Origin of the sequence: Rhizobium sp. ARZ01 (assembly GCF_014851675.1) — a bacterium.
Taxonomy (GTDB): domain Bacteria; phylum Pseudomonadota; class Alphaproteobacteria; order Rhizobiales; family Rhizobiaceae; genus Mycoplana.
In genome coordinates, this window is sequence record NZ_JACVAE010000002.1 from 656679 (window position 1) to 678575 (window position 21897).

Annotated in this window: 20 protein-coding genes; 13 read left to right on the top strand and 7 right to left on the bottom strand. The window is 57.6% G+C overall.

What is annotated here, in order from left to right; genetic code table 11:
- The first annotated feature begins 3 nt into the window (after positions 1-3).
- From rfbA to IB238_RS17330, 4 genes are read left to right on the top strand one after another with little or no spacing between them, the layout of a single operon-like run.
- Positions 4-882: a glucose-1-phosphate thymidylyltransferase RfbA gene (gene rfbA / locus IB238_RS17315; protein ID WP_192249566.1), complete on the top strand. Its 879-nt coding sequence runs from the start codon at positions 4-6 to the stop codon at positions 880-882.
- On the top strand, positions 879-1457 hold the full coding sequence (gene rfbC / locus IB238_RS17320; RefSeq protein ID WP_192249568.1) for a dTDP-4-dehydrorhamnose 3,5-epimerase: 579 nt from the start codon (positions 879-881) through the stop codon (positions 1455-1457). Before rfbA ends, rfbC begins: the two co-directional genes overlap by 4 nt.
- Positions 1454-2356 carry a dTDP-4-dehydrorhamnose reductase gene (gene rfbD / locus IB238_RS17325; RefSeq protein ID WP_192249571.1) on the top strand — a complete coding sequence of 301 codons (903 nt, stop codon included), beginning with the start codon at positions 1454-1456 and terminating at the stop codon, positions 2354-2356. The genes rfbC and rfbD overlap by 4 nt, the downstream gene beginning before the upstream one ends.
- 17 nt (positions 2357-2373) lie before the next feature.
- Positions 2374-3882, top strand: coding sequence for an O-antigen translocase (locus IB238_RS17330; RefSeq protein WP_192249574.1), 1509 nt, complete (start codon positions 2374-2376; stop codon positions 3880-3882).
- Between the two features lie 116 nt (positions 3883-3998).
- Here IB238_RS17330 and IB238_RS17335 read toward each other — a convergent pair whose 3' ends face one another.
- Genes IB238_RS17335 through IB238_RS17360 form a run of 6 tightly spaced genes read right to left on the bottom strand, consistent with a single transcriptional unit; the run spans position 3999 to position 9517 of the window.
- Entirely contained in the window at positions 3999-5195 is a 1197-nt protein-coding gene (locus IB238_RS17335; RefSeq protein WP_192249577.1) for a DegT/DnrJ/EryC1/StrS family aminotransferase, read from the bottom strand.
- Positions 5192-6169, bottom strand: coding sequence for an NAD-dependent epimerase/dehydratase family protein (locus IB238_RS17340; RefSeq protein WP_192249581.1), 978 nt, complete (start codon positions 6167-6169; stop codon positions 5192-5194). Before IB238_RS17340 ends, IB238_RS17335 begins: the two co-directional genes overlap by 4 nt.
- Before the next feature lie 10 nt (positions 6170-6179).
- Entirely contained in the window at positions 6180-6884 is a 705-nt protein-coding gene (locus IB238_RS17345) for an acyltransferase (protein ID WP_192249584.1), read from the bottom strand.
- Positions 6874-7980 carry a DegT/DnrJ/EryC1/StrS family aminotransferase gene (locus IB238_RS17350; RefSeq protein ID WP_192249588.1) on the bottom strand — a complete coding sequence of 369 codons (1107 nt, stop codon included), beginning with the start codon at positions 7978-7980 and terminating at the stop codon, positions 6874-6876. The genes IB238_RS17345 and IB238_RS17350 overlap by 11 nt, the downstream gene beginning before the upstream one ends.
- The gene (locus IB238_RS17355; RefSeq protein ID WP_192249591.1) at positions 7977-9014 is read right to left on the bottom strand and encodes a Gfo/Idh/MocA family oxidoreductase; all 1038 of its coding nucleotides are present in this window, start codon (positions 9012-9014) and stop codon (positions 7977-7979) included. The genes IB238_RS17350 and IB238_RS17355 overlap by 4 nt, the downstream gene beginning before the upstream one ends.
- Complete coding sequence (locus tag IB238_RS17360; RefSeq protein WP_192249594.1) at positions 9014-9517, bottom strand: acyltransferase; 504 nt, start codon at positions 9515-9517, stop codon at positions 9014-9016. Before IB238_RS17360 ends, IB238_RS17355 begins: the two co-directional genes overlap by 1 nt.
- Before the next feature lie 576 nt (positions 9518-10093).
- Between IB238_RS17360 and IB238_RS17365 the strand changes: the two genes are divergently transcribed.
- The 6 genes from IB238_RS17365 to IB238_RS17390 all read left to right on the top strand — a co-directional run bounded on the left by IB238_RS17365 (position 10094) and on the right by IB238_RS17390 (position 17787).
- On the top strand, positions 10094-11317 hold the full coding sequence (locus IB238_RS17365; protein ID WP_246723693.1) for a glycosyltransferase family 4 protein: 1224 nt from the start codon (positions 10094-10096) through the stop codon (positions 11315-11317).
- Between the two features lie 111 nt (positions 11318-11428).
- A complete protein-coding gene (gene asnB, locus IB238_RS17370; RefSeq protein ID WP_192249597.1) occupies positions 11429-13300 on the top strand; it encodes an asparagine synthase (glutamine-hydrolyzing) in 1872 nt (623 codons plus the stop codon).
- 10 nt (positions 13301-13310) lie between these two features.
- Positions 13311-14204 (top strand): glycosyltransferase family 2 protein, encoded by an 894-nt coding sequence (locus tag IB238_RS17375; RefSeq protein ID WP_192249599.1) that lies wholly within the window; start codon positions 13311-13313, stop codon positions 14202-14204.
- A 34-nt stretch (positions 14205-14238) separates the two neighbouring features.
- Complete coding sequence (locus IB238_RS17380; RefSeq protein WP_192249603.1) at positions 14239-15240, top strand: glycosyltransferase family 2 protein; 1002 nt, start codon at positions 14239-14241, stop codon at positions 15238-15240.
- Entirely contained in the window at positions 15180-16106 is a 927-nt protein-coding gene (locus IB238_RS17385) for a TylF/MycF/NovP-related O-methyltransferase (RefSeq protein WP_192249605.1), read from the top strand. The genes IB238_RS17380 and IB238_RS17385 overlap by 61 nt, the downstream gene beginning before the upstream one ends.
- An 880-nt stretch (positions 16107-16986) precedes the next feature.
- Positions 16987-17787, top strand: coding sequence for a response regulator transcription factor (locus tag IB238_RS17390; protein WP_192249770.1), 801 nt, complete (start codon positions 16987-16989; stop codon positions 17785-17787).
- 77 nt (positions 17788-17864) lie between these two features.
- On the opposite strand, the gene IB238_RS17395 is transcribed toward IB238_RS17390, so the two are convergent.
- On the bottom strand, positions 17865-18539 hold the full coding sequence (locus IB238_RS17395) for a sugar transferase (protein ID WP_192249608.1): 675 nt from the start codon (positions 18537-18539) through the stop codon (positions 17865-17867).
- A gap of 490 nt (positions 18540-19029) precedes the next feature.
- Between IB238_RS17395 and IB238_RS17400 the strand changes: the two genes are divergently transcribed.
- The 3 genes from IB238_RS17400 to IB238_RS17410 all read left to right on the top strand — a co-directional run bounded on the left by IB238_RS17400 (position 19030) and on the right by IB238_RS17410 (position 21676).
- Complete coding sequence (locus IB238_RS17400) at positions 19030-20664, top strand: Wzz/FepE/Etk N-terminal domain-containing protein (RefSeq protein WP_192249611.1); 1635 nt, start codon at positions 19030-19032, stop codon at positions 20662-20664.
- Positions 20665-20667: 3 nt separating this feature from the next.
- Positions 20668-21459 carry a CpsD/CapB family tyrosine-protein kinase gene (locus tag IB238_RS17405; RefSeq protein WP_246723695.1) on the top strand — a complete coding sequence of 264 codons (792 nt, stop codon included), beginning with the start codon at positions 20668-20670 and terminating at the stop codon, positions 21457-21459.
- A gap of 64 nt (positions 21460-21523) precedes the next feature.
- The gene (locus IB238_RS17410) at positions 21524-21676 is read left to right on the top strand and encodes a hypothetical protein (protein ID WP_192249614.1); all 153 of its coding nucleotides are present in this window, start codon (positions 21524-21526) and stop codon (positions 21674-21676) included.
- The last annotated feature ends 221 nt before the right edge of the window (positions 21677-21897 follow it).

Consider the following 21897-nt stretch of genomic DNA (forward strand, 5'->3'; position numbering starts at 1 on the left):
GCAATGAAGGGGATCATCTTGGCAGGGGGCAGTGGCACGCGGCTCTACCCCCTCACGATCGCGGTGTCGAAACAGATTCTCCCCATCTACGACAAGCCGATGATCTACTATCCGCTCAGCGTCCTGATGCTCACGGGCATACGCGACATCCTCATCATCACGACCCCACGCGACCTCCCCTGTTTCCAGGCACTATTGGGGAACGGTTCCGACTTCGGGCTCAACATATCCTACGCCGAACAGCCCCATCCAAACGGACTGGCCGAGGCCTTCATCATCGGCCGCAACTTCATCGGGCGGGACAATGTCGCGATGATCCTTGGCGACAATATCTTCTTCGGACACGGTCTGCCGGCCATTTGCCAGCAAGCCGCGGCGCGCAAGTACGGCGCCTCCATCTTCGCCTATCATGTCGACGATCCCGAACGCTATGGCGTGGTCACTTTCGACCAGCAGACCGGTCAGGCCATCACGATCGAGGAGAAGCCAGTCACACCCGAATCCAACTGGGCGGTGACGGGGCTCTATTTCTACGACAATGATGTGGTGGAGATCGCTCGCTCGATCGAGCCGTCGGCTCGGGGTGAACTTGAGATAACCACAGTCAACAACATCTACCTGTCGCGGGGCGATTTGCACGTGTACCAGCTCGGGCGCGGTCATGCCTGGCTCGACACCGGCACCTATGACAGCCTCCAGGAAGCCTCTTCCTTCGTGCGGACTGTCGAACGCCGGCAGGGTGTTCAGATCGCCTGTCCGGAGGAGATCGCGCTCCAAAAGGGCTGGTTGGGACCTGAAGCAGTCCGCCGGCGCGCCGGCCTGCTCGGAAAGACGTCCTATGCCGACTATCTCCTTGGACTCGTTGAGGAATATCCCGGATGAGCCTTGAAATCCGGTCGCTCGAACTCGAAGAAGTTTTGGAGATCCGCCCGGTTCGGATTGGCGACAATCGCGGCTTCTTTTCTGAGACCTGGAACGCTCAGCGGTTTTCAGACGCCGGGCTGAACTTGCATTTCGTCCAGGATAATCATTCATACTCCGCGGCGCGCGGCGTCCTGCGTGGCCTGCACTACCAACTGCCGCCCTATGCTCAGGACAAGCTGGTCAGGGTCGTCAGGGGCGCAATATTCGACGTTGCTGTCGACATTCGACCGGACTCCCCGACTTTTGGGAAATGGTGCGCGGCGCGAATCTCGGCCGCCGACTGGAACCAGTTGCTCGTACCAAAGGGATTCGCGCACGGCTTCCTCACGCTCGAGCCGGAAACTGAGGTGATCTACAAGGTCACGAACCATTATTCTCCGTCCCATGACCGCGCAATCCGCTTCGATGACGCCGATATCGGCATCGTCTGGCCAATCCATCATTCCCAGCTCGAACTCTCCGAAAAGGACCGAAACGCCCCTCCGCTGGCGCTCGCGGAGGTCTTCACGCCGTCGCGAGAGGCAGGACGATGAGGATCCTCGTGACAGGCAGGCACGGGCAATTGGCCACTAGCCTGGTCGAGATCACGACCGGTATGTCCGACATCACGCTTGTCGCGGTCGGGCGTCCAGACTTGGAGCTTTCGGACCCGTCGTCGATTCGGCGCGTGCTAGCCGCCACAAGACCCGACATCGTCGTCTCGGCTGCCGCCTACACCGCGGTCGATCGAGCGGAAGATGAACGGGATCTCGCCTATGACGTCAACGTGGTTGGTGCCGCTAATATTGCCGAAGCTGCTGCACAGCTTCGGCTGCCTATCATACACGTGTCGACCGACTACGTTTTTTCGGGTGATTCACCAAATCCCTACCTGGAGGACGACGAGACGGAACCGAGAACCGTTTACGGCTATACAAAACTCAGGGGCGAGCTTGCGGTTGCCAGTGCCAATCCACGTCATGTCATCCTTCGCACAAGCTGGGTCTACAGCCCGTTTGGCACCAACTTCGTCAGGACGATGCTGAGGCTCGCTACCGAACGTCGGGCCATCAACGTCGTCGCCGATCAGTGGGGCAATCCGACCAGCGCAATCGACCTTGCACGTGCTATCATTCACGTGGCAACCCATCCCTGGCGAAATCGGGCCGGCGTCTTTCACGTGACCGGGATGGGCGAAGCCAACTGGTCCGGCTTTGCGCGACATGTATTTCGCACAAGCCAGTCGCTGGGCGGGCCTTTCGCGGACGTCATCGACATCGCCAGCGCCGAGTATCGGACAAAGGCGAAGCGCCCGTCGAATTCACGCCTTTCCTGCGACAAGTTCGAGCAGACATTTGGCTGGCGCGCGCCAGCCTGGCAAGCCAGCACCGATGCCGTCGTCCGACGGCTCGTGCAGGCGGAATATCCCCACTACCACAGGTCGGACGGCTGACAGGCAGCGAGCGATCCATGGCGACACAAGACACCTCGGTGGCAGCACAGAGCTACTTCCAGATACTCAAAGCGATGATCTTGATCGGCGGCTCATCGCTGGTCAATGTCCTGTGTTCCATCGTACGCAACAAGGCAATGGCCGTGTTGCTTGGCCCCGCCGGCGTGGGCCAGATGGGACTCTATTCGTCCATCATCGACCTGACCCAGGTTGTCGCCGGCCTCGGCGTGCAGTCGAGCGGGGTTCGACAGATCGCCACGGCAGCCGGCACCGGCAACATCGATTGGATGGCCCGCACAGCAACTGCGCTGCGACGAACGTCGATCGTTCTGGGGATCATCGGAGCACTGCTTCTCGCTGCCCTGGCACAACCCATCGCCAACCTGACATTCGGCGACGACCAGTATACCGCAGGGGTCGCGCTTCTTTCGTTTGCCATCTTTTTTCAGTTGGTGGCTGGCGGGCAACTCGCCTTGATCCAGGGGATGCGCAACATCGCCAGTCTCGCCCGGATCAGCATCCTAAGCGGCCTTTGCTCAACAGTTATTACCGTGGCTCTCGTCTATATATTCGGCACCAATGGCATTGCTCCCTCGATCGTTGCCTCCGCGGCCGCAATGTTCCTGATCGCCAGGTGGTTCGGCCGCAATGTGCAGGTCAACCGGACGGTCATGTCCGCGCGCCAGCTTGCGGAGGAGATCAGCCCGCTTCTGAAGCTCGGCCTCGTCTTCATGGTCAGCGGCCTGCTAATGGCTGGATCGTCGTACGTCATCCGCCTCATCGTTCTGCATGATAATGGCGTGATCGGAGCAGGACTGTATCAGTCCGCCTGGGCGCTTGGGGGCATATACGCCGGCTTCATATTGCAAGCGATGGGGACAGACTTCTTTCCCCGCCTGGCGGCTGTCGCCTCGGACCATGAGGCCTGCAACCGCCTCGTCAACGATCAAACCCACATCAGCCTGCTGCTTGCCGGTCCTGGCGTGATTGCCACGCTGACACTTGCACCGGTTGCGATGTGGCTCTTCTACTCACCTGAGTTCTATCCCGCTGCAGCAATCCTGCGCTGGATCTGCCTTGGCATGATGCTGCGGATCATTGCCTGGCCGTTAGGCTATATCATCATTGCGAAGGGTTCGCGCGGCATCTTCTTCTGGACGGAAGCTGCGGCGACCGGCGTCCATGTCGGGTTGGCGTGGTTCTTGGTCGCCGAATTCGGACCGTTGGGTGCCGGTATCGCGTTTTTCGGCCTCTACGTCTGGCATGGATGGCTGATCTATGCCGTTGCCCGCCGGCTCACCGGCTTTCGCTGGTCCAAAGCCAATCTCAGGCTCGGAGCGTCCTTCATTGCATCGACCGGTGCAATTTTCTGCGCGACATTATTGCTGCCTTCATGGCAGTCGATGGTCATTGGTACCCTGGCCACGATCGTGAGCGGAGTTTATTCGCTCTTGCATCTAATCGACATTCTCCCAGAGGGTGCGCTACCAAGACCAATTCGCACATGGATCTCGAAGTCCGCCTGATCAGCGATGACGGCGAAGCGGCCCGCGATTGGTGGACGACGCTCAGCCGCGCCACTGCGGTCTTCCGGCGCCAGTAACGCGTGTTCCAGGAGGCACCCGACCCGGAACATCATCCGTCAGCCGACGAGGCGAGATACACTGCGGGAGAGGGTGCTGGTTGCCTGCTGCAAGCTCTCCAATACGAAGGATAGCTCACTCTCGGTCATCTGTGCGAAGAGCGGCAGGATGATGGATTTTTCCTGAGCTGCGATGCTTCGCCCCAGATGTCCGGCGATACGGTGTGAGTGCGGGTCGGCATAGGCTGATTCGCGATGAATGTTCATCACGCCACGACGGGTCGAAACGCCGCGATCGAGCAACGCCTGCATGATTTTCGATTGATCGAGCCAGTCCGGCAATGTCACGCAATAGCTCTGCCAGTTTGTACGCGCCCAGGATGGTTCGACAGGGGCCGTCAGCCCTTCGATGCGGCTCAATCCGTCGCGGTACTGTTCCGCCAATCGGCGCCTCTTGGAGACGAGACCAGGCAGACGGATCAGTTGAACGCGCCCAATCGCGGCCTGAAGATCGGTCATTCGGTAGTTGTAGCCGAGTTCAGGGTAGCTCTCGAAAATGACGCGCTGAGAACCATGGCGGACGGTATCGGGCACACTCATCGCGTGCTGCCGCCAAAGTCGAAACTTCGCATCGAATTCCGCAACAGTTGTCGTCAGCATGCCGCCGTCGCCGGTGGTCAGCAGTTTTCGGGGATGGAACGAGAAACAAGCCACATCGCCATGCGACCTGCCGATCTTCTCCCATTGGCTGTTCCACAGGACTTCACTTCCCGAAGCGCAGGCCGCATCTTCGATCACGGGAATCGAATAGCGCCGGCCGATCTCGACGATCTGAGCGAGATCACACGGCATGCCCAGTTGATGCACACACAGGATCGCCTTCGTCTTTGGCGTGATCGCCGCCTCGACCAGGCTGGGATCGATGTTGAAGCCGTCCGGTTCAATATCGACGAAAACCGGGACCGCCCCACAATAGCGAACCGCGTTTGCCGTGGCGATGAAGGAATGACTGACCGTGATGACCTCATCACCTTGGCCGACACCGACCACCTTCAACGCCAAATGCAGTGCCGTCGTGCAGTTAGATACGGCGCAGGCATGGCTGGCGCCGACAAATGCGGCAAACTCCGACTCGAATGCGGCGACTTCCGCTCCCTGCGTGATCCATCCCGACAACACCACACGCCGAACCGCATCGATCTCCTGTTCGTCGAGAAGTGGCTTTGCGACCGGAATTTGCATGCCGGTTGGGCTCATGCGGCTTCTCCCCCACTTTGCACTTCCACCTCCCGCCGCCACCAGTCGACCAGGTCGCGCAGGCCCTCCTCCAGCGATATCTCGGTTTGGAAGCCCAGAAGGCGTTCTGCCTTGCTCGTATCTGCCAGCCTGCGCGTCACGGCATTCACTTTGCGGGCCTGCTGGTACTGGGGCTCGATCGATGCTCCCATGATGCGGGTCAGCATTTGTGCAAGTTCCGTCAGGTTCGTTTCGGTGCCGCTTGCCACATTGAACACTTCGTCGGTCACGTCAGACTTGGCCGCCAGCAGATTGGCGCGAGCGATATCGCGGACGTGTACGAAGTCCATCGTCTGCAGGCCATCACCGTGGATAATCGGCGGCAACCGCGCCGCGATCCGCTCCATCCAGCGGATCATCACCTCGGTATAGGCGCCATAGGCATCCATTCGTGGTCCATAGACGTTGAAATAGCGCAGAGCTACATATTTCAGGCCGTACATCTCCGCAAAACTGCGAAGCAACGCTTCATTGAAAGCCTTCGCCGCTCCGTAGATTGTACGATTGTTGTACGGGTGGTGCTGTTCGGTGGTCGGAAAATCCTCGGCAAGACCGAGAACGGATGCCGAAGATGCGGCGATAACCTTTGATACGCCCGCTTTCACAGCAGCCTCGAGTACGTCGAATGTACCCGCAGCCAGCACGTCGAAGGCCAACCTTGGCTCCTCCGCACATTGGGTGATGCGAATTGCTGCTTGGTGAAAAACGACATCTACACCCTCGAAGAGCCTCGCCAGCAGTTCACGATCTCGGATGTCACCCTCGACGATCGTCAACGGAAGGATTGACGCAGCCGGCGCAAGATTTTTTCGCCGCCCCCGGACGAAATTGTCGAGAATCAAGATTTCGCGCGGCCCTTCCATGGCGACGAGGTCGGCGATGTGCGAGCCAATTAAGCCGGCGCCTCCGGTAATCAAAATCCGTTTGCCCTTCATGGTTCGCTCCTTATGCTGACGTCGGCGCCGGGTCAGAATCCTTTCGCCAGCGCAAGAATCGCGCGGGGACCCCAACAACAATGGAGAACGACTGAACGTCAGAGACAACCACTGCGCCGGCACCTACTATGGCGCCCATGCCGATCGTTACGCCCGGCAGGATCGTGGCATTGGTACCAATATCCACCCACGCGCCGATCCGCACGGGCCTGATCTCCAAATCGGTCGCAATCATTGGTATGTCTTGCGGAATACCCGTGTGGACGGAGCCGAGAACCTTGGCCCCCGGGCCCCATCCGACGTAGTCTCCCAGTACCAGATCCCGCGCATCAAGAAATGCCTGCGGACCGATCCAGACCTTGTGACCGATCGCGCATGTTCCGTCGTAACGACCCTGGATCTGGGCGCCGGCTCCAATTCGCAGACCGTCGCCGATCTGGAACGTCTCGAGGTGACGAAAGACGACGTCACTACCGATGCGGAGATGCGAGCCGCACTGTCGTGCAAGGGCCCGCCAGATCACCCGTCGCATCAGGCCATCGATGAATCCGGCACCGGAGGAAAAGCGCCCGTAGAGTTCGACCAACCCTTCCGAACCATAAGTATTCTTCAGTTCGTCTGCCAACTGCTGTTCATAGGGTGGATCTGCAGCTATCTCGCGCTTGGCATGCACCGCTTCCACCACTTTGGACATCATGCTCAGATCAGCAGACATAACTATCCTGCTCCACGGCGGCCACCACATCAGAGACCTGCATCGACGTCATTTCGGGATAGATCGGAAGCGAAACGACCTCACGAGCGGCGGTTTCGGATACAGTAAAGTCGCCAACCCCATAGCCAAGGTCCATGTGCGCCTCCTGCAAATGCACAGGAATCGGGTAGTGCAGACCGAACTGAATGCCCTTGGCCTGAAGACAGCGCTGGAGTTCTGCGCGCTGTCGACTTCTCACGGCATAGATGTGGTACACGTGGTGCCGATCGACCGCCTCGGTCGGAGGTGCGACAACGGCCGAACGCACCAACAGCGACGAATATTGTGCGGCATGAGCACGGCGAGCGGCTGTCCAGGCGTCCAGGTGCCTGAGCTTTACGCGCAGGATCGCCCCCTGGATGCCATCCATGCGATAGTTGTAGCCCTTCAAGACGTGATGGTAACGCTGCTTCTGGCCCCAGTCCCGCAGCATTCGGATGGATGCGGCATGTTCGTCATCGCTTGTGACAACCATGCCCCCCTCGCCGCACGCGCCCAGGTTCTTGCCGGGATAAAAGCTGAAGCATCCCGAAGTACCGATGCTTCCTGCACGACTCCCCCGGTAGGCCGCCCCATGCGCCTGACAAGCGTCCTCGATCACTGTAAGCCCGTAACGCTCGGCCACGGCGCATATGGCATCCATGTCGGCCATCTGCCCATAGATATGAACAGGTACGATAGCCTTGGTCCGCGGTGTGATCGCGGCCTCGAGTTTTGTCGGATCCATGGTGAGCGTTATGGGTTCGACATCGACAAACACCGGCCGCGCGCCGGTGTAGCAGATGGCCGATGTGGTGGCGATGAAGGTGAATGGCACCGTGACGACCTCGTCGCCGGGACCGATGCCGGCCGCCAACAAGGACAGGTGTAACGCGCTTGTCCCGGTATTGACCGCGATGGCATGGCTCACGCCACAATATTCCGCAAACTCCTGCTCAAAAGCCGCCACCTCTTCCCCCAGCACATACTGAGCGGAAGCGAGAACGTTTAGCACCGCTACGTCAATTTCCTCCTTGATCGAGGCATACTGCGCTTTCAGGTCGAGAAACGGGATCATGCAATCATCCTCGCCTGGCCGAGTTCGACGACACGACCGCGCTGAGCTAGCGAATGAGTTGCCGCTTCTAGGATCCGCACGACACGGAGGCCAGCATTGCCATCGACGATCGGCTTCTCGTTGCGCTCCACGCACGAAACGAATTGCCGCAGTTCGCGGCTCAATGCCTCCGTTATATCCAATTCGGGGGCATACATGTCGCCAGTGCGATAACCGACCAACATCTCGTAAATCTTCTCCCCGCTGTTTCGCGGGTTGTCGCTCAATGTTATGCCCTTGTCGTAGACCTTGATCTTTTCGCTGGGCTCCAAATCGTCGTAGACAATCATCTTGCGGCTGCCACCCACAAGCGTCCGGCGCACCTTCACAGGCGCGAGCCAATTGACGTGGATGTGGGCTATCAGCTTGCTCTCAAAGAAGAGATTGAGGTAAGCGATGTTCTCCGGCTCTCCGAGGACGTGGCTCATGCCTGTCGCCGAGACCGCCACCGGCTTCTCTCTCAGTATGTAGTCGAGGATCGACAGGTCATGGACCGCAAGGTCCCAGATCACACTCACATCGTGCTGAAACAGCCCGAGATTAACCCTTACAGAATCGTAGTAGTACATCTCGCCAAGACCATTCTCGACGATTTCGCGCATCTTCCGGACCGCTCCGGTGTGTACGAATGTGTGGTCAACAGCCAGCACAAGGTTACGTCTTGCAGCTTCCTCAATTAGCCGCTTCGCTTCCTCTGAGGTCGATGTCATCGGCTTCTCGACTAAAACATGCTTACCGGCCATCAGGGCCTGCATGGCTATCCTGAAATGGGTCGAAACAGGCGTCGCAATTGCGATAGCGTCAACATGGGGATCGCGGAGAACATCCTCCAGACTGTCGGTGATCACCACGGTTGGATACCGCGCCTTTACCTTCGCCAGCCGCTCCTTGTTGAGATCGCAAACATGGGTCAGACGTGCGTCTGGAATTTCTGCAATGTTGCGGGCTAGGTTCGGGCCCCAGTATCCATATCCCACGACAGCAAAGCCGATCATCACGTTCTCCTGGAGGAAATGGGTGCGAGCGACACGCCCTTCGCATACCCGATAACCTTTGCCGGCACGCCGGCGACAATTGCATCGTCAGGTACGTCCTTGGTGACCATCGCGCCGGCCCCGACCTGAGCACGTTCGCCGATCGTGACACCGGCCAATATAGTCACGTTGCTGCCGATGGAGGCATGGCGCCTGACGAGCGTGGGGATCAGTTTCCAGTCCTTCTCCGTCTGCAGGCTGCCATCCGGATTGACAGCACGCGGATAGAGGTCGTTCGTGAACATCACGCCATGGCCGACAAAGACGCCATCTTCGATCGTTACGCCTTCACAGATGAAAGTATGGCTGGAAATCTTGCAGTCGCGTCCGACGGATGCGTTCTTCTGGATTTCCACGAACGTTCCGATACGGCTGCCGGCACCGATCCTACAGCCATAGAGGTTGACCAGATCGGGATGGTGAATGACTACGCCGTCATCCAAGGCAACAGATGGAGCGATCATACCGCAAAGTCCGTGCTCATTGTTGGCATAATTCCGAACTGAGGCATCCGGCCAAAGACATCATCCCACCGCCTGAGTTCCTCGTAGATCAGGAAAGTTCTTTCCGATCAGCGAGTAAAGAAAACAAATCGCGGTAGCTGGCACGCCGAAAGGTGTAGTAAGCGCCGGTACGTCATAATGCTTTCGCCTTCGCGCACCGGCGTCTCGCACAAAGGTAGGCGTTGTATCGGGTTCGAATTGACTTGGGCCTTCGCCTCAGGGCGGCTCGCAGAAGACATTGTCGGCGCTTCCTATCCGATCGAGGGCTGCGATCTGCTGGCAAATAATCTATGCACCCGACCGCCAAACTGCGCTTTGCAACCCACGCGCGGCATCTCCGCGCGATTACCTGCCGCGTTCGGCAGTAGAGCGCGCAATCCAAGGGGCGTCCCTCATACGCGAGGCTGTCAGCCCCACCCGAAGGTAGTTCAAAAAGGTCAACTACCTATCCCCTTTGCCGACTGGAGACTTAAGGATCGCAGATCGTATGGTCGTGCCTCGAATTGCTCGCGGATGCGCATGGAGGCTGCCATTTCCATGAAGAATCACATCCTAATATTGGTTGAAAACCTGCCAGTTCCATTCGATCGCCGGGTCTGGCAGGAGGCGCAGGCTTTGCGCGAGGCCGGCTATGAGGTGTCGGTGATCTGCCCGAAAGGAAGGGGTCACGACAAGAACTACGAGGTCATCAACGGCGTCCACATTTATCGGCACCCGCTCAAGGAAGCCGTGTCGGCGGCCGGATACTTCGTCGAGTATTTCACCGCGCTGATACATCAGTTCCACCTATCACTCCGGGTCCGACGACGCCAAAAAATCGATGTCATCCAGGCATGCAACCCTCCGGACTTACTGTTCCTGGTGGCGCTCTTTCACAAGTTGCTGTTTGGAACCTACTTCGTATTCGACCACCACGATCTGAGCCCGGAACTCTATGTAAGCAAGTTTGGCCGCAAGGATCTGTTCTACAAACTCCTGGGCTTCTTCGAGCGACAGACATTTCGCTTGGCGGATGCAAGCATTGCAACGAATGAGACATTTCGCGACATAGCAGTCGCCCGAGGTGGCATGCCCCCGGATCGAGTCGTCGTAGTCAAAAGCTATCCCGAGGCCTCACGGTTCAAGCCGGCAGCGGCGGATGAATCAGTGGTGGCTGCCGGAAAACACCTCATTGGCTACATCGGAATCATGGGAAAACAAGATGGTGTAGAAACTCTGGTTCGCGCCATCGCTGAGATTTTGCATGTGCGAAAGCGGGACGACATCAATTGCCTGATCATAGGCGACGGACCGGAACTCAACCGGCTGAAGACTATGACAGCCGAACTCGGGCTCGGCCGCCACCTGCAGTTTACCGGCTACCTGAGCGGTCCGCGCCTTTTGTCCCATCTGTCGGCGTTTGATGTCGGGATTATCCCAGATCCCCCTGGTGAACTGAACGACAAGCTCTCGATGAACAAAGTCTTCGAATACATGATGCTGGGTCTGCCCATTGTTCAGTTCAATCTACGCCAGGCAACGCGAGAAGCCGCCGGCGCGGCGTTGGTGGTGCACGAGCATTCTCCGGAGGCACTCGCGGATGGCATCCTCGCACTCATCGACGATCCGGAACGCCGCAGGCAAATGGGCGAGCTGGGGCGGACGGTGGCCGAACGCGAATTTCGATGGACGGGCGAGGCCGGGCGTTACCTTGATGCCTATGGTTACCTGTTTAGTCGGAGGCCGAACGACATTGAAGAGCGACACTATTCCACATCCTAGTCAGGGTGACTCACTAAGGCGGAGGCGTACCGTCAGACCCGAACCGGCAGCGGAACTCATTGCCACCGAACCTCACCCTGAACTGGTGGGCCCTTTACGGAGTCGAGGCGCATGTGCGGAATAGCTGGATGGATCGGACCTGCAGCCAGTGATGCCACACTGCGCGCGATGACCGACATCATCCATCATCGGGGTCCGGATGGAGATGGCCATGCCATGCTCCGACTTGGCGATGGGACCACCGCGGCTCTCGGCCACCGCCGCTTAGCCATCATTGATCTGACCACCGGCGATCAGCCAATGAAAAGCCATGATGGCCGCTTCACGGTCGTCTACAACGGCGAGATATATAACTACCTGGAGCTGCGGTCTGAACTCAAAGCCAAAGGGGCGGTACTGCGGACCCATTCCGACACCGAAGTGATTCTTGAAGCTTGGCGAGCTTGGGGCAAAGACAGCTTGGTCAAACTTCGCGGCATGTTCGCCTTTGCCCTGCATGACAACGGCGATAACTCCGTAGTCTTGGCGCGCGATCCCTTTGGCAAGAAGCCGCTTTTTTATGCCACTACACCCCTTCCCAATGGGCAGGGGCTTGTGTTCGGGTCCGAAGTGACCGCTCTTCTGGAACATCCCGCGATCAACGCCGAACTGGACGTTGACTCGCTGCATGATTTCCTGTGCTGGCGCTATGTCCCTGGCCCAAATACCTTTTTTCGAGGCATCCGAAAACTGGCGCCCGGTGGACTGATCACCTGGAAAGCCGGGCAATGGCGCGAGGAACGGTATTGGGTTGCGCCCGAGGCTCAGGGCGGCGGTCGTCTTCCAGTGCCCTCGGACCCAATCGCAGGCTTTCTGGAAGTGTTCGATGAGGCTGTGCGCTTGCGCTTGCGTGCTGACGTGCCCCTGGGGGCGTTTCTGTCCAGCGGGCTCGATTCTTCATCGATCGTCGCAACTTTGAAGCATCTCGGCGCCCCGGAAATCCGCACTTTTTCGGTTGGCTTTCGGGGCGATATGGATGCGGAACTACCCGCCGCCGCCGACACCGCCAGGCTTCTGGGCACCATCCATACCCCAATCGAACTCGAAACCGACGACATGGCTGATCTCTTGCCTATGCTCAGCCGCCACCGTGGTGCCCCGATGAGCGAGGTTGCGGATTTGCCAATCTATATGATGTCGGTGGAAGCGGCGCGCCATGTGAAGGTGGTGTTGTCAGGCGAAGGATCGGACGAACTGTTTGCTGGGTATCCCAAACATCTGGCCGAGGCACACCTGGGGCGCCTCGCGCCCTCAGGTATTATGTCCCTCTTGGGACGAGGGATACTGGCCGCCACCGCTATTGCCCCGAAAAGCGACCGACGCCTCAATATCGCAGGGCGTGCGTTGCGCGAGCGCCGATTTGAGGACCGAATGGTGCGCTGGTTCGGCGCGATCACCCCGGCGGAACGCGCACAGATATGGACAGGGCCACCGGCCACACGCCAACCGGGGCAGGCGCCGTTTCAGTCGGCCAATGGCGCGTCACCGTTACGCCAAGTGCTGCATTTCGATCAAACCTCTTGGTTGCCGGACAACTTGCTGGAGCGCATGGATGCAATGACCATGGCCGCCTCAATTGAAGGGCGCGCGCCGTTCATGGACATCAGACTCGCAGAATACGCCTCGAGCCTGCCCGAGGAATGGCGCATCAAGGGCCGCACGACCAAGCGGATCGTGCGTGAAGCCCTGGCCCCCCGCCTCCCCGAAGCGGTATTGCGCCGCCCCAAGAACGGATTTCGCATGCCGGTCAGTGCTTGGTTTCGCGGGCAGCTGCGCGAACCATTCAATGAGATAGTGCTGGGCAGCGGCGCGATCACACGCGACTACCTTGACCCGGACGCCATCCGCCGCCTGATGTCAGATCATAGCTCCGGCCGCCGAGACCACGCCAAGACGCTCTGGGCGCTGTTCGCGCTGGAAACCTTCCTGTGCGAATTTTTCTGAGAGCTTAGCCATGCTGATTTCAGTGATCATCCCACATTTCAACCAGGAAAATCAGCTTGTGGTCTGCCTTTCGTCGCTGCACGCGCAAAGAGGTGTTTCGGCAGCAATTGAGTTCATAGTGGTTGACAATGCTTCGCGCCGGATGCCGGAGGCAGTCTGCGCGGCTTGGCCCGATGTAACTTTGCTGTCCGAAACGACCCCCGGCCCCGGGCCTGCGCGCAACGCCGGGGCGGCCGCGGCAAATGGCGACGTCCTGGCCTTCATTGATGCCGATTGCTATGCGCACCCGGATTGGCTGCATCATATCGAACAGGCGTTTACCAACCCAGACACCCAGATCCTCGGTGGCGAAGTGTTGGTGGGCTACGCGCATCCCTCCAAACACACCTTCCTCGAACCCTACGAGGCGATCTATTCCTACCGGAACAAAGAGCATATCGAAGAAGGCTTTTCCGGCACGGGAAATCTTGCCATGCATCCCGCCGTTCTGCGCCATGTCGGCCCCTTTGCCGGCATTGGCGTTGCCGAGGACCGCGATTGGGGACTTCGCTCCAAAGCACTTGGCTATCGAACAGAATATCTGGCCCAGATGATTGTCTATCATCCGGCACGCAAAAGTTTTTCCGAACTGACGCAAAAATGGGACCGCCATATCGCCCATGATTTTGAAGAGAAGATGCCTGGAACCTTGGGCATCGCCCGATGGATCGGCCGCACAATAGCCGTTTCCGGCTCACCGCTCTTCGAACTGCGTACAATCATGACCACACCGCGCGTGGCCGGATTGACGCAACGGATCACAGCCTTTGGCTGTCTTTGTGCCGTACGGATTTATCGCGGCTATGCGATGGCGCGCATCCTGCTGCGCGGGCCAGCGAGAGACCGAAGCGATTGGAACCGATGAGCACAACCACCCCATTTACCCAAGGCAATCTGACATGACGCAGACACCCGCCTCCCCGGCCAACGCGCTACAGCGCCCCGATCTGTCCATCATCGTGGTCAGCTACAACACCGCTGAGATGACGATCGCGGCCCTCCAATCGGTGCTCGACACCAGCGAAGGCGTCAATTTGGAATTGCTGGTCTGCGACAATGAAAGCCCGGATGGATCAGCCGACATGATCGAAGCCGCCTTTGTCAACGAATTGGGCAAACGGGTGCACCTGGTTCGCTCGGGGGGAAATCTGGGCTTTGGCCGGGCGAACAATTTGATGGCCGACATGGCGCGGGGACGACGCATCTTGCTCCTCAATCCCGATACCATCGTGTTGGCGAATGCGTTACAAAGCCTGCTCGCATTTGCCGAGCGCACGCCCTGGGCGCAGATCTGGGGTGGACGGACCTATGATGGTAAGCGCCAACTCGATCCCTCATCGATTTGGGCTCGAATGTCGGTCTGGTCGGTATTTTGTTATGCTTTCGGACTGCAGAAGATCTTTCCCCGTTCGGCGGTGTTCAACTCGGAAGCGTATGGTGGGTTTGACCGGCAAAGCGAACGCGAGGTCGACATCGTCTCCGGCTGCTATCTGCTAATCGATACCGATCTGTGGCATTTACTTGGCGGCTTCGACCCACGCTTCTACATGTATGCGGAAGAAGCCGACCTATGTCTGCGCGCACGTGTTTTCGGGGCCAGACCCAGATTCACGCCAGCATCCGAGATCATTCACTTCGGAGGCGCGTCAGACCAGATCTACTCCGGCAAGATGGTAAAGCTGTTCGCTGGCAAGATGACGCTGGCTCAAAAGCATTGGCCCGCTTGGCAGTTGAGATTGGCGCGCGTTTTCATGGGCCTCGCCGTCTGGCTTCGAGCACGTGCCGTGCCGTTTCTCGGGATGCTGACCGGACGTGAACGCTGGAAAAAGGCTGGAGCAGAATGGCGCATTATCTGGCAGCGCCGCAAGGACTGGATGGATGGCTATCCAGACCCATCCTGAACCTTTGCGACCTGCCGATATTTGCGACCATCAAATCAACTCACAGGATTGGGACCGCGATGATCAAGGGATGGGTGAAATCCAACGAAGCAATTTACCGAACAGCCAAGCTTTCACGGGATATCAGAGGTTTTCCGCTGCGAAGGTCCGGATCGTTAACAAGGATTGGAACGATCTGGAAAATATATACCAAGACCATGTTGCCCCCCGTCCGGCTGTTCAACATATGCGACGCCGTTGAACACGTAAATCAGCGCGGGATACCTGGGGATTTGGTCGAGTGCGGGGTGTGGTCGGGCGGCTCAATAGCCTTGATGGCTCTTTGGGACATGCGATTTGAGACGGCCCGCCAATACCACGCGTTCGATAGCTTTGAAGGGTTGCCTCCTCCGACTCCCGCAGACAACGAGGTGTTTGAGAGCTTTATGGTTGATCGCCGCGAGCAGGGCGAGAAATTGCCAGGTACACTAACGTGGACGGGAATTTGTCAGGGCGACGGAGCCGACACAGTGAGAGCGTTCTTTTCACGAGTTGGCATCCCACGAGAACGGGTAATTTTCCATGTGGGCTGGTTTCAAGATACTGTTCCCGCTGCCAGCATACATTCCATCGCAGTCCTGCGCATTGACGGCGATTGGTACGATTCAACGAAAACTTGCCTTGATCATCTTTACGATTTTGTTTCCCCTGGAGGCATCATAATCATTGACGACTATGGTACCTTTTCGGGATGCAGGAGGGCGGTTGACGAGTTTCGCAAACAACGCAACATCAACACTCCTGTAGAGTATGTCGACTCCGAGTGCGTGCAATTTACGACGCCTAAAGATGGCCCCCCTAAAAAACGACCAACACCACCAGTGTAATACTGACACCGTCCGGCGATGGATCGCACGGCTTTTCTGATTAGATCTATACTTACGGGCTTTCTGCCTCTGTGAGCGTTCAGCCTTGGCTTCGACGTCAATGCCGGTCGTTCTTCGCGCGCCACCCCTTAATGAGTTGAGTAAACGCAATGGCTCCAGAGCTGGGAGTTGTCGATGTCGCGATCCAGATCGACATTAGCGAACCAGAAGCGGTTATGGGCGGTTAAACAGCTAATCGGCAACAAGGTGCCGACCTGAGCGTAACCCCGGAAATTCCAGCCTTGACTGGCCTAGAATCGGGGCGGGCGTCGACCGACACTCGGAGATTTCGGTGAATAACCCGGATTTTGCCAACTTTTCAGGTATTGCAGAATTGACAGCATCAAAGTTAAAGGCAAGCATCTCAATATTGCTTGATCAACATGCGTTACTTAATTTCATTATCAGTGAGTATTGCATGCCTTTGAACCGCACTCATCCCTTTAGGTGATGGAAGATTGAAGCATCGACGTCGCGCTTCGCCGCCGCGACGGAAAATCAAGCTAACATCAATCGAACGTTAGCAAATCGCGGCCCTCGTCACCCTCTCCAATAGACGTAGAATACTGATACTTTCGTACGAACTCTCGATCTCAAAGCGGTAGCTGGGGAAAGAGCGCGGCGCGCCTTGATTGCGCCCAGGAGGCAACAGCTGCGCTAGGCAAGAAGGTTATAATGGGGTAAATAAGCTATGTCTCATACGAATTAAGCCATTCTTAAGACCGCGAATGACCGGCAAATATAGGGGCCTTTAAAGTACAGTTGGGGCTAGCACGCACTTTCTATTGTGTCTCTGCAAGACAGGGGTATTTTGCGTGCGTTTGTAGGGAGTAACGCAGCTATGACTTCGGCAATGATCTCAAATGGCAAGGAAATAGCAGGCAATCTCGACCACCGTATTGCAATCGGCGATTCCAGCACTTTGAACAAAAAATCGTTCGAGGAAGTACCCGTCGCAAGAGGCCGTTCACTCCTGATCATCGACAACAGGGCGCTTGATCGCGAATGCCTCGCACAATGCATCTCGGCGCACAAGGTCGAGATGGACGTGGTCGCTTTCGGCTCGGTGGAAGAATGGAAGCGCAAGCGCCATGACTATCCACCGCCGGCCGCAATCTTGCTCAATGTAGGCGGAAGGAAGGTCGCAGAAGCGACAGTCACTGAAGAGATAAAAAAGCTCTCGACCGAGTTCGAGGCGCCAATAATTGTGCTTGCTGATAATGATGACCTCGCGCAGATCATGAAAGCCTTGGAATGCGGGGCGAAGGGATACATACCTTCGTCTGTGAGTATCGATGTTTGCATCGAAGCAATTGCACTCTCGCTCGCTGGCGGCATTTTCGTCCCCGCCAGCAGCGTGTTCGCGATGCGCCAGGTGCTTGAGACCGGCGGCCCAGTTGCCCGTCCGCTCGCAGGCATGTTCACCGCTCGCCAGGCAGAAGTTGTCGAGGCGTTGCGGCGCGGGAAGGCAAACAAGATTATCGCCTATGAGCTCAACTTGCGGGAAAGCACCGTCAAAGTTCACATCCGCAACATTATGAAAAAGGTTAAGGCAACCAACCGGACCGAGGTCGCCTACAAGATCAACGATCTCCTGCCTGCCGAATTCACCTCCGATACCTCAAGTCGGCTGGAACATTGAGAGGAAGTTCCTCGCTTAAAAGCAGAACCAGGCTCCGCATTCGGGGCCTGGATTTTTTCGTTTATCGGCGCCCTTTTTTACATACCGGTCCCCTTGAAGACGACGATCGGTGTTTTCGACAGGATCCAAAGATCCGTACCGAGTGACATCATTCCGAAGTAACGGGTATCGTGCATCGCACGCTCCGCGAAGGTGCAGCCATTCCGCTCGCTGATCTGCCACAGACCTGTCAAACCGGGCCGCATCTTAAAGTAAGCGGTGCCGGGGTACTGTGCACGCTGATCAGGCAGCATCGGGCGAGGGCCGACCAGACTCATGTCGCCGCGAAGGACGTTCCAGAATTGTGGCAATTCGTCGAGCGAGTATTTGCGCAGAAATTTGCCCAAACGCGTTATACGCGGATCGTCCTTCAGCTTCTGCGTGCTCTCCCATTCGAGGCGCACCGCAGCATCGCTCGCCAAATGTGCCTGCAACTGCTCGCTGGCTCGAGGCACCATCGTCCGAAGCTTCCACAGTTGGAACGCCCTGCCGTCCTTACCAACGCGTGGCTGGCAAAAAAACGCAGCTTCGCCGTCCAATCGGACCAACAAAGCGAGTAAACCGACCACAGGCAGAACGAGCGGCGCGATTGCCAGCGTAAAGAGAATATCGAATAGGCGTTTCGATACGGGATAGATCGATCGCGAGCCAAGTACTGCGTCATGTAATACTGGCTGGCTTGCAAGCGAATAGGGCAGGTGGTCTTTCGACATTACAGCCTCCGCGTACGCTGAACATAGCTGCAAGCGTCAACGTTACGGCGGCACGCAAATGCCCCCGGTCGGCAGTTTAGCCAACTGTATCCGGTGTCATATTTTTCGAATTCGCTTGAGCAAGACTATATTAACCATATAGAATGGCGTCTCAATAAATCGCTCGTTAGACAATTCGATCTAGTCTGACGGGTTGTGCCGTGCTCCTCAATTCGATGCGTTCGATGGCCTGCGGGATTGGTGCAGTGCCAGCGCGTTTTCGTCGTCAGCTTTGCAGGCAGGGAATGCATACCGTTGCAGGTTGGGCCGTTGCGAGTTGGGCCTTGGGGATGCGCGCGGGATGGCCAGGCGCCATCGATAAGGCATAGGTCTAACGACGCCACCCAAAGGGATTATCACGCGCGCGCAGTGCAACCGGTTCACCCACCATTGACGATCTATTCTGCAATGCACGCTCGCTTGAGAATGGCAGATATCAGATGCCTCGAAATTGAGTGGTTTCATGATCAGCAGCTTGGACTTACGGTTTTACCTTGCGCTCCTTGTTAGACGGCTCCCACTCGTTCTTTTGACTGCCGCGGCGGTCTTTGGACTTGCGGTCGGCGCAGCATCTCTGATGCCCAAAAAATACAAGGCGGTCGCCAAGGTTTTGGTCGAGGCGCCGCAAATCCCCTCGGAACTTGCGCGCTCATCGGTGGCCATTGGCGCTATTGAGCAGATGCAGCTCCTGCAGCAGCAGATCATAACGCGCGAAAACCTCCTCGCCCTCGCCGACCGGTTCGCTATCTATGCCAAGAGCGAAGTCAAGCCTGCAGACGAGGACATCGTGGAGGATCTGCGTTCAAGGATAATCTTCGAGGAACTGATCCAGGACTCTTCGACGCGGAGTCTGGGCACGACCATTCTCCAGGTTTCCGTTACCGGACAGGATCCAGTGCTCGCCGCCCGGATTGCCAATGAGATCACGTCGATGCTAGTTGCAAAAAACCAGCAGCAGCGGACTGACCGGGCGGGAAACACGCTGCAATTCTTCAATCAAGAGGTGGCGCGGCTCGGTGCGGAACTAAACAAGATTGAAGCAGATATCCTGAGGTTCAAGACGGAAAACAAGGATACCTTGCCAGCCAGCATTGATTTCCACCGAACCCAGCAAAGCAGCCTCCAGGAAAGAATCGCCGCGCTCGAACGTGAGGAATCGGAGCTGCGCACTAGGCGGAGCGGCCTCATCGCCACATACACCAATACCGGTCGGCTATCGGATGCGATGCCCCTGACACCCGAGCAGCAGATGCTGGCGGATCTCAACAGGGCGCTTGTCGAGCAGCTTGCCGTTTTCTCAGAATCCAGTCCGAACGTTACCGCGTTGAGATCGCGCATTGCAGCACTGCGAAGCAAGGCGCTCGATCGCCAACCGAAGGAAGCAGCAGTGCGCGCGAGCCGGGAGCGTGACGCGGCAGAAACTGCCTCATTTGGTCTCGACCTGCAATTGTCGGACATTGATGAGCGCCTGGAGGCTATCGACCGGGAGCGGGTGGCTGCAAACAAGCGGATAGAGCAATTGACGAACTGGATTGCCGCGACCCCTGCAAGCGAGACCGTCCTCAACGCACTGGAACGCAATCACGCCAACATCCAAACGCAGTATAACGCTACAATTGCGCGACGGGCGGAAGCATTGACCGGAGAGCAGATTGAAATGCGTTCTGACGGGGGGCGCCTGACCCTAATCGAGACCGCAGTAGCGCCGCGTGAACCCACCAATCGAAAACAGGCCCGCGTCGTTGCAATAATGGGGGCTCCGGTCGGACTGGCTTTTGGTCTCGGGCTGCTTGTGTTGCTTGAAATGCTCAATCGGACGATTCGCCGCCCTTCCGATGTCGTGCGACTTCTGCAAATGCAGCCACTTGCGACCATTCCCGAAATCCGGACGCACGAACAGGCCCACACGGCCAAGCCCAAGGATAGGATCTTCGCGCTTGTTTCGGCCAGCGTCATAGTCAACCTTTTGATGATCTCGCAAAATCATCATGGCACTGCATCTTATACTTCAGGAGCTGGGAACCCTTTGCGCATCAAAGGTGCAATTGACATCAGCCGCGCTCTGCCATTCAGGATCGGACAATAGACCATGGACCAACCTCCAGCACCGTTGCACGAAGCAATGCGTTTTCGCAGCGCCGAACGCCTCGCTGAGCGAACCGTCGAAGGTTCCGCCCGGTTCGAGCGGGCGGAGGCATGGGACAGTCTTCCGGGGCTGACATTAAGCCCGAGGCTGGCCAAACAGAACCGGATAGTGACATTCAATCGTTCAGATCCTGCACACGGCGCCTTCGACATGCTGCGGACAAGACTGCTGCAGTGCTTGCGACAGAACGGTTGGACATCTGTGGCCATCACGTCGCCGAGAGCGTCCTGCGGAAAGTCACTCGTCGCACTCAACCTAGCTTTCAGTCTCGCCAACCAAAGTGACTGCCGTACTATCTTGATGGACATGAATCTTAAGGAGCCCAGCATTGAAAACCTGCTCGGGGAGAAAAGCAGCGGATCGATGGAGGATTTCCTCAGTGGAAACTGCGCGGCTGCAGATGTGCTTCGCCGATTTGGCAAGAATCTGGCGATCGGCTCCAATTGCCGACCGGTGAAATATTCTGCGGAGCTCTTGCAGAGCCTGAGCGCAGCAAAGGCGTTGCACGACATGCGAAAGTGGATGGGCCCCGACGTCGTTCTGTTCGATCTTCCGTCGATGCTACCGAATGACGACGTCACTGCATTTTTGCCGAATGTGGATTGCGCGATCCTTGTAGCAGCTGCCGAACAAAGCACGCTGGACGATGTAGATGCCTGCGAACGCGAACTGTCGGAGCGATCGAACATGGCCGGCGTTGTCCTTAATCGATGCCGATACGGAATCGGCGAGTAGCCCTGCGGCCTTGAACCGCGCCGGGTTCACCGGAGGCTCCAACTTCTGAGGAAGTGGAGCCTATATGAGCAAGACAGCGAACAAAAAATTTGCACCTGAAGTCCGCGCCAGACCTGTGCGGGTGGCTTTGGATCACGAAGGCAAATATTTTCATCGAGATGGGCAGCGGTTCGTCGATAGCAGCCAAGATCGGCTGCACGGCGCAGACGCTCTATGAATGGGTAACGAGGGCCATCCTGGACGAACCAGCAGGCTTGAACACCTAAAACCAAATCGCCTCCGGCAGACCCGCCTCGCTCCTTGAACAACCCGACTCCACCGGAAATTGCTGGCGGCCGCCGCTCCTACACCATTTGCCGGGTATCATCAAAGCGGGCTCTGCGCGGCGGTCACCGGGGCGGGCTTAGCAGGCGGGCATAAAATCGCAGCGGCCAACAA